General features: G+C 45.6%; 7 protein-coding genes. 6 read left to right on the top strand and 1 reads right to left on the bottom strand.

The annotated features are described in order from the left end of the window. On the bottom strand, positions 1 to 188 hold a 188-nt coding region (locus JHD69_RS18060; RefSeq protein WP_199141744.1), incomplete at its 3' end, for a hypothetical protein. A 9-nt stretch (positions 189 to 197) separates the two neighbouring features. Here JHD69_RS18060 and JHD69_RS18055 point away from each other — a divergent pair. The 6 genes from JHD69_RS18055 to JHD69_RS18030 all read left to right on the top strand — a co-directional run bounded on the left by JHD69_RS18055 (position 198) and on the right by JHD69_RS18030 (position 8,243). Beyond that, a complete protein-coding gene (locus tag JHD69_RS18055) occupies positions 198 to 719 on the top strand; it encodes a hypothetical protein (protein ID WP_199141743.1) in 522 nt (173 codons plus the stop codon). A gap of 166 nt (positions 720 to 885) precedes the next feature. Then, complete coding sequence (locus JHD69_RS18050; protein ID WP_199141742.1) at positions 886 to 1,551, top strand: O-methyltransferase; 666 nt, start codon at positions 886 to 888, stop codon at positions 1,549 to 1,551. 131 nt (positions 1,552 to 1,682) lie between these two features. Further along, on the top strand, positions 1,683 to 2,528 hold the full coding sequence (locus JHD69_RS18045) for a metallophosphoesterase family protein (protein ID WP_199141741.1): 846 nt from the start codon (positions 1,683 to 1,685) through the stop codon (positions 2,526 to 2,528). Positions 2,529 to 2,568: 40 nt separating this feature from the next. After that, the gene (locus JHD69_RS18040) at positions 2,569 to 5,010 is read left to right on the top strand and encodes a bifunctional YncE family protein/alkaline phosphatase family protein (protein ID WP_199141740.1); all 2,442 of its coding nucleotides are present in this window, start codon (positions 2,569 to 2,571) and stop codon (positions 5,008 to 5,010) included. Positions 5,011 to 5,300: 290 nt separating this feature from the next. After that, the gene (locus tag JHD69_RS18035) at positions 5,301 to 6,635 is read left to right on the top strand and encodes a sigma-54-dependent transcriptional regulator (RefSeq protein WP_199141739.1); all 1,335 of its coding nucleotides are present in this window, start codon (positions 5,301 to 5,303) and stop codon (positions 6,633 to 6,635) included. A 27-nt stretch (positions 6,636 to 6,662) separates the two neighbouring features. Then, positions 6,663 to 8,243 carry a M1 family metallopeptidase gene (locus JHD69_RS18030; protein WP_199141738.1) on the top strand — a complete coding sequence of 527 codons (1,581 nt, stop codon included), beginning with the start codon at positions 6,663 to 6,665 and terminating at the stop codon, positions 8,241 to 8,243. Positions 8,244 to 8,528 lie beyond the last annotated feature (285 nt).

The raw sequence follows: 8,528 nt of genomic DNA, 5'->3' as shown, positions 1-8,528 counted from the left end.
CCCCCCCCCCCCCCCCCCCCCCCCCCCCCCCCCCCCCCCCCCCCCCCCCCCCCCCCCCCCCCCCCCCCCCCCCCCCCCCCCCCCCCCCCCCCCCCCCCCCCCCCCCCCCCCCCCCCCTTTAAGATGTGTATAAGAGACAGGGCGCCGACCTTAACATCAAATACAAGCTCGAATATAACCGTATACAAACGGCTGTCATGAATATTTTGACAACGGTCATGGATAATGAAGCTTTGGAAAAGGTCATCAAGTCGCTTAAAAGAAGGGGCGAGGATATGCCGATCGAGTTGCATGAAGAATACAATCTGAGCGAAGTGGATATTGAAGACAGTTTTAATGAGCTGAGCGGGGCAGTGCGCTTCGTGTCGTCGCTAACCTGCGTCGACGGGTTAGTGCTGCTTTCGCCACAAATGGTGGTACAAGGCTTTGGTGCGGTAATTTCAGAAAAAGGCCACCCCGATTTGGTGTACATCAGCAATGCCTCAAAACCTGCCAATAAATTGATTAAAATGGCGCCTTCGCATTTTGGCACACGTCACCAATCGATGTTTTCCTATTGCCTAAAGCATCCAGAGAGCTTGGGTTTTGTCGTATCGCAGGATGGGGAGATAAGGGCGATTAAAAATGTTAACGGCAAAATAATCGTTTGGGAAAACATTAAGGTTTACCAGTTCCTGAAGAGCAATAAACTGGCTAAGGTTGTGGGTTGGAAGCCATAGCAAGGCCAAACACCAAAGCGGAAAGGCCAAAGAACTGCCCTTTGATCGATAGCCTATATCCAGCAATTTAAATAATGTAAGAATCCAACAATAAAGCCCTTGGGCTGTTGTATAATTTCAGCAATGTTGCAAATTTTGGCCCCAGCAATTTTAACCATTCACAACTATGGATCAGCAATTATTCGAAAAAGTAGATCAGTACATCAGTAACCTGGTTGCACCCGAAGACAAGGTGCTTCAAGAAACCATTCAATCGTTAGACAAGGCCTCCATGCCCCAAATTAGCGTAACACCAACCCAAGGCAAGTTTTTGCAGGTGTTGCTATTGATGAGCAAAGCCAAGCGGGTGCTTGAATTGGGTACTTTGGGTGCTTACAGTACCATTTGGATGGCCCGTGCAATTCCGGCCGATGGCCAAGTAATTACGGTTGAATTTGATCCGCACCATGCCAACATCGCAAGGCAGAATATCGAAAAGGCAGGACTCAGCCATCAAATAGACCTGCGCATTGGCAAAGCCATGGATGTATTGCAAGAGCTGATTGCCAATCAGGAAGAGGCTTTTGATTTTGTTTTTATCGATGCCGATAAGCAGCCTTATGCCGAATATTTCGAGTTGGCCCTGCAGCTTTCGCATCCCGGTACGGTCATTATATGCGACAATGTAATCAGGGAAGGCAAAGTGCTCGATGAAAATACAACCGACGAAAGGGTAAAAGGCGTGCAGCGTTTTAACCAGCTACTGGCCAGCAATACGCAGGTAGAAGCAACCATTATGCAAACCGTAGGAGCCAAGGAATACGACGGGATGGCTATCGCGGTGGTGAAATAAAGCATAATTGCATTTTTGGTTTTCATTTTCGTAACTTTTACATGACGAAAAATTAACCAAAAGGTAATCTAATTCATGAGGCTTGGCCGTGTACATCAGCTAATATTGCCTTTTCTTTAAAACCGTTTCCCATGTCGAACAGAAGATCTTTTTTGAAGGGCAGTATGGCCGTTGCGGTGCTTGCCAGTATCGTTCCATCCGTAGCTTCGCTGGCCGATGTGCCACAGCGGTTGTTGCGCAAATCAGAAAGGAAAGCAAGGTTGCGCTTTGCCATCGCATCAGATGGGCATTATGGCCAACCCAATACCGAATATCAAAAACACCACGACAATATTGTGCGTTGGCTGAATGAAGCCCATGACCAAAACCCTTTAGACTTTGTGATTATTAACGGCGATTTGGTACACGATAGGCCAGATCTGCTGTCGGTAGTTAAAAAAGAACATTACGATCGACTTAAAGTGCCGTTTTATGCCGTGCCAGGCAACCACGACCATGCCGATACCCGGTTGTGGAAATCGGTTTTTGGCTATGAAGACAATTTCTCCATTCAAAAAAATAATGTAGGTATCGTTTTGGCCAATACTTCCAATACCAAAGGCGAATACATCTGTCCGAACAATGATTTTTTAAGGCAAGAGCTGGAAAAATTCAAAAATTTAAAAACGGTGTTTGTGGTCTTGCACATCCCGCCTCATTTTTGGGTACCAGAAAGTCCTTTTGTCGAATGCCCGGATACGATTAAGCTGCTGCATGCCTATGCCAATGTAAAAGCGGTGTTTCATGGCCACGACCATAGCCTCGATTCGGTTTTTTATACCGATAAGCTGCCCCATTTTTTCGATGCACACATTGGTGGCAATTGGGGTACAGCCTACAAGGGTTATCGTATAGTAGAGGTAGACGAGAACGACAAGGTTTACACTTATCAGGTTAATGCCAGCCAAAATCCAACGCTAAACGAAAACAAATTTTAACGTTAAAACCAGTTAACCCTATAGCATAGTTATACAGAACATGAAAAAAATATACACGTTGCTTGCTTTTGTTGTTTGCTTTTCGGCCTCTGCACTTGCCCAATGGCCAGGAAAAGTAGCAGGTAGCCAACAGATTCTCTTACCCAACGGTTGGAAAATAAGTCCGGCAGGTCATTCTTTAGCCTTGGGCGATTTGCCGCTGAACACCCAATTAAGCCCATCTGGCAAATTCCTGGCTGTAACCAATAACGGCCAAAGTACCCAGTCGCTACAATTGATCGATCTTAAAACAGAGCAGGTTAGCGACGAAAAAGTGTTAAGCAAGGCCTGGTATGGCTTGGCATTCAGCAAAAACGAACAGCACTTGTATGTTTCGGGTGGCAACGACAACTGGATATTGGATTTCAGCATCGCCAATGGCAAATTGGTTAAAAGCGATACGATTAAACTTGGTACCGTTTGGCCAAAAGCCAAAATCAGTCCAGCTGGCATTGCGGTAAACAAGGCCAACAACAGACTGTATACCGTAACCAAAGAAGACAGCTGTTTGTACATTATCAACCCAGTAGAGCAAAAAATCCTTAAGAAAATACAGTTGCCAGCCATTGCGTATAGCTGTGTTTTGGCATCCGACGAAAGTGTTTTGTATGTATCGTTGTGGGGGGGCAGAGCCGTGGCCGTAGTCGACTTGGCCAAAGAAGCCATTGTCGAACAGGTTAAAGTTGGCGACCATCCCAACGAGTTGCTGCTCAATAAAAAAGGAAGCCTGCTGTTTGTGGCCAATGCCAACGACAATACGGTTTCGGTAGTTCAAACCGCTACGCGCAAGGTAATCGAAACCATCGCCACTACATTGTATGCCACGCAATTAACCGGTTCAACCACCAACGGACTAGCCTTGAGCGCCAATGAAAAGACACTTTACATTGCCAATGCCGATAACAACTGCCTGGCCGTTTTCGATGTGGCCAAAGCCGGCAATAGCCAGAGCCAAGGTTTTATTCCGGTAGGCTGGTATCCAACCAGTGTAAAGGTAGCGGGCAACAAAATATTGGTGTCCAATGGCAAGGGAAATACTTCAATGGCTAATCCACAGGGTCCACAGCCTATTTCAAAGGCCGATAACAGCGGCTACCAGATGGGCAGTACCGCCAACAGCAGGCTACAATATATTGCCGGTTTGTTTAAAGGCACGCTATCTTTTATCGAAACACCCAACCCCGACGAGTTAAAGGCTTATACCAAGCAGGTTTATACCAACACGCCCTTTACGGCGCAGAAGGAAAAGCTGGCCGATGGCGAAAGCGGAAATCCTATTCCTCGTAAGCAGGGCGAAAAATCGCCGATTAAGCACGTGTTTTACATTATTAAGGAAAACAGAACCTACGATCAGGTATTGGGCGACCTGCCTCAAGGCAATGGCGATTCGTCGCTTACCCTTTTTGGCCGAAAAGTAACCCCAAACCAACATGCACTTGCCGAAAATTTTGTATTGCTCGATAATTTCTACGTCGATGCGGAAGTAAGCGCCGACGGACACAACTGGAGCATGGCGGCTTACGCCACCGATGTGGTAGAAAAGACCTGGCCAACCAGCTATGGCGGTCGTGGCGGAACGACCAATTACGAAGGTGGCCGTCCGGTTACCTATCCGAAAAATGGTTTTATTTGGGATTATTGTCAGCGTGCAGGCATCAGCTACCGAAGTTATGGCGAGTTTGGCGAGTACGGCAAGGCCAATATCAAATCGCTGCAAGGCCACATGAGCCCTAAATCTCCAGGTTTTAACATGGATATTCCAGATCAGGTACGGGCCGATGCCTGGGAACATGATTTCGATTCGTTGGTTGTGGCCGGAGCTGTGCCCCAGTTCAGCACGTTGCGTATCTCAAACGACCATACCAGTGGCCAAAAGAAAGGAAAAATATCACCTCAAGCGGCGGTAGCCGATAACGATTTAGCCGTAGGGCGTATATTAGAACATCTTTCGCATAGTCCGATTTGGAAAGAATCGGTTGTGTTTATTTTGGAAGATGATGCGCAAAACGGCCCCGACCATGTTGATGCGCACCGCTCGCCAGCCTATGTGATTGGGCCTTATGTAAAGCGAAAAGCCGTAATCCATACCATGTATTCGACCTCAGGGTTTTTAAGAACTATGGAACTGATTTTAGGTTTGCCGCCCATGAGCCAGTACGATGCAGGCGCCATGCCTTTGTTCGAATGTTTTACCAACAAACCTGATTATACGCCCTATAAAGTCATCCAGCCTTTAATTAGTTTGGAAACACGCAATGTAGCGGTCAACGAAAGTAGCCGAAGATCGGAGTTTTTCAATTTTGCTAAAGAAGATTCGGTTCCCGATTTAGACCTGAACGAAGTGGTTTGGAAATCGGTTAAGGGTGAAGATTCGGTTATGCCTGCCCCAAAAAGAAGCGCATTTGTTATTTTGGAAAAGAAAAAGAAAACCGATGACGACTAGCCCTTGGACGAAGGTTTAGGCTATAGTTGATCCTCCTTAGCTCAGAGATTCTTTTGGTCGTTAGACTTTAAGCCTATCCGCTGCTTGCTATGGTCTATAAACTATTACCTTCCGCCTTCCACCTTCCACCTTCCATCTTTTACCTTTCGCCTTATTCCATCTGTTGCTTGCTATGGTCTATTAACTATTATCTATTAACCATTACCTAAAAACTATTACCTTCCGCCTTTTCCCTTCTGCCTTTTACCTTTCGCCTTATTTTCCTAATATTGCCTTATCAATTAGAATTTATGGGGCCAACCGTACTCATCATCGATGATGAAATCAAGATCAGAAACCTTTTGGCTAGGATTTTGGAGCTTGAAGGATTTGTGGTTTTACAGGCGCAAAACGCAAATGAAGGCCTTAAAATGCTTGCGCAACACGAAGTTTTGGTAGTGGTAAGCGATGTGAAACTGCCTGATGCCAATGGTGTAGAGTTGGTCAAAAAAATCAAATCGCTCAAATCTTTTGTCGAAGTCATCAACCTTACGGCTTATGGTACCATTGCCGATGGAGTATTGGCCATTAAAAATGGTGCTTTCGATTACCTGACCAAGGGCGACGATAACGACAAGATCATTCCCTTGGTGTACAAGGCCATTGCCAAAGCCGAACTGCAGCTGCGCGTTTATGAATTAGAGGGTAAGGTAAGTAACAAATATAGCTTTAAAACCATATTGGGCAACTCTAAAGCCATAAAGGAAGCCATTAGCTTGGCCGAGAAGGTTGCCGTAACCGATACCACTGTACTCTTATTGGGCGAAACGGGTACGGGAAAAGAAGTATTTGCTCAGGCCATCCATTACGAAAGTCAACGCAAAAACAAACCTTTTGTAGCTCTAAACTGTAGCGGTTTTAGTGCCGAGTTGCTCGAAAGTGAGCTGTTTGGCTACAAGGCCGGAGCTTTTACCGGAGCCAACAAAGACAAAAAAGGCCTGTTGGAAGAAGCCAATGGTGGCACCCTGTTTTTAGACGAAATTGGTGAGATGAACCTCGACCTGCAGGCCAAGCTCTTGCGCGTGCTCGAAAATCAATCGTTCATTAAAGTAGGCGCTACTACCACCAACCAGGTTAATGTCCGCATTTTGGCCGCCACCAATCGCAACCTCAAGGCGCAAGCCGATGAGGGCCACTTTAGGCTCGATCTTTATTACCGACTTTCGGTATTTGTTATTCCTTTGCCCGCTTTAAGAGAACGCAAAGCGGATATTCCAATGCTAGCCACATTTTACTTGAAGGAGTTTGCCAACAAGGTAAATCGGCCGGCGTTAAAAATGGACGAAAAACTAATCGATGCACTGACCAAGCACAGTTGGAAAGGTAATGTGCGCGAACTTAAGAATGTAATGGAACGCCTCGTGATCCTGGCCAATGGCGATACGCTGGAGGCCAGTCAATTGCCTTACGAGTTTTTTGCAGATGGCCCTATTGCCAATGCCCTCGATCTGCAGAGCGTAGAAAAACTGCACATCCAAAAGGTACTGGCCCATGCCAGAGGCAATAAAACCGAAACCGCACGATTATTGAATATCGGACTAACTACCTTGTACAGGAAATTAGAAGAATATAAAATCGCCGATTAACCATCTACCTATATTAACCCAAAACCTATGATCAAAACTGCTTTAACGCTTTTAATTTCCCTATTTTCAATTACTGTTTTTGCGCAGGATGCCTATTGGCAGCAACAAGTTGATTATACCATTGATGTTAGCCTGAATCCGGCTACCAAAACGCTTAGCGGATCAGAAATCATCGTTTACAAAAACAATTCGCCGTCTACTCTAGACTTTATATGGTTTCATCTTTATCCCAATGCCTATAAAAACGAAAACACGGCGTTGTTTCAGCAGATCAAGAACGACGAATCGAGGAAGAAAAAGCTGGACAAATATACCTATGGCAACCTAGAAGGGCTTAACTTTAAGGTAAACGGAACGGTGGCCAAAACCGAGTCACATCCCAATCCGCAATATATCGATGTGATAAAGCTGATTTTGCCTGCACCTTTAAAGCCAGGGGATTCGATCAGTATCCATACCGATTTTAAAGTGCTGTTGCCATCTTATTTTTCAAGGTCGGGTTATGCCGACAGCCAGTTTATGGTTACGCAATGGTATCCAAAGCCCGCGGTGTTCGATAAAAATGGCTGGCACGAGTTTCCTTACTTGGATATGGGCGAATTTTATAGCGAATATGGCAACTATAGGGTTAACATTACCTTGCCGGCTGCTTATGTAGTGGGCGCCACAGGCGTTCTGCAAAATGCCTACGAACTACAGGCCTACAAAACCATTGGTGCAAAAAATGCTTTAAACCGGGGCAATACGCCTGTGCTTTACACGGCAAAAGGAGATATCAAAAAACTCAGCTACAAGATTGACAATGTACCCGATTTTGCCTGGTTTGCCGATAAAGACCTGGTTATCCAATACGATACTGCCAAATTGGTTTCGGGCAAGGTGGTTGATGTTTTCAGCTATTACCACAATAAAAAGAACTCGCTTTGGGTAAACAGTATCGATGATGTGAAAGATGCGGTTAAATATTACAGCAAATCGATAGGCGAATATGAATATCCAATTGTACAGGCCATCGAAGGCCCGGCAAACAACTCGAGTGGCGGTATGGAATATCCGACTATTACACTAATTACCAGTCCGGATGCCAAGAAAGAAACGTTGGATGGGGTCATTGCCCATGAGGTTGGCCACAACTGGTTCATGAGCATGCTTGGGAGCAACGAGCGCATGCACACTTGGCAGGATGAGGGGTTGAATACTTACTTTCAGTTCAGGTACGAGGCCGAAAAGTACAGGTACAATTCGCTTTTTGGTGATAAAATTCCAGATAAGGTGAGGGCTTTGCCCGTTGATCAATTTCAGGCTGCGGTATACAACGCCATGGCCAATGCCCTGCCCATGAACCCAGCCATAGAAACACCGGCAGCCGATTTTAAAACTTCCGACGATTATGGCATTGTATCATACTTCAAAACCGCTATTTGGCTTTATATGCTCGAATCGAGTATTGGCAAAGAGAAAGTTGATCAGGCTTTTAAGGATTATTTTGCCAAGTGGAAAAACAAGCATCCGCAACCCGAAGATTTAAAGGCATCTTTTGAGCAATCCATCGGTGGCAAACTCGACGACTATTTCAAATTGTTGAACCACGAAGGTTCGTTTAAATAATCACCAAAGCAATTCGGAAATTGTTTTGAAGTAAGACATTCGAAATCGTTGAAGTTTCGATTGCCTAATGCACCCAAATGCCTAAATGGTTAAGCAAAGCTAGAGGCAAGCTTAAACCCGCCCCGCCTTGCAGGCACCCCTCCAGCGGAGGGGAATGAAAAGGCTCTTTATAGGTTTCTTTCTTGATATTTAATGCTTTTGGGCCGTTTAAATAGCTGTTTGCCTAAATGTACCTTAATGCCTAAATGGTTAAGCAACGAGGTGCCAGCTTAAAACCGCCCCGCC

The organism is Pedobacter sp. ASV12 (assembly GCF_016429155.1).
Lineage (GTDB): Bacteria > Bacteroidota > Bacteroidia > Sphingobacteriales > Sphingobacteriaceae > Pedobacter.
This window is presented reverse-complemented; position numbering and strand designations above follow the sequence as displayed.

What these genes read in the sequence shown, in the direction of transcription:
- JHD69_RS18040 (WP_199141740.1), top strand. Translation starts at nt 2,569, where the DNA reads ATGAAAAAAATATACACGTTGCTTGCTTTTGTTGTTTGCTTTTCGGCC.
- JHD69_RS18030 (WP_199141738.1), top strand. Translation starts at nt 6,663, where the DNA reads ATGATCAAAACTGCTTTAACGCTTTTAATTTCCCTATTTTCAATTACT.
- JHD69_RS18055 (WP_199141743.1), top strand. Translation starts at nt 198, where the DNA reads ATGAATATTTTGACAACGGTCATGGATAATGAAGCTTTGGAAAAGGTC.
- JHD69_RS18035 (WP_199141739.1), top strand. Translation starts at nt 5,301, where the DNA reads ATGGGGCCAACCGTACTCATCATCGATGATGAAATCAAGATCAGAAAC.
- JHD69_RS18050 (WP_199141742.1), top strand. Translation starts at nt 886, where the DNA reads ATGGATCAGCAATTATTCGAAAAAGTAGATCAGTACATCAGTAACCTG.
- JHD69_RS18045 (WP_199141741.1), top strand. Translation starts at nt 1,683, where the DNA reads ATGTCGAACAGAAGATCTTTTTTGAAGGGCAGTATGGCCGTTGCGGTG.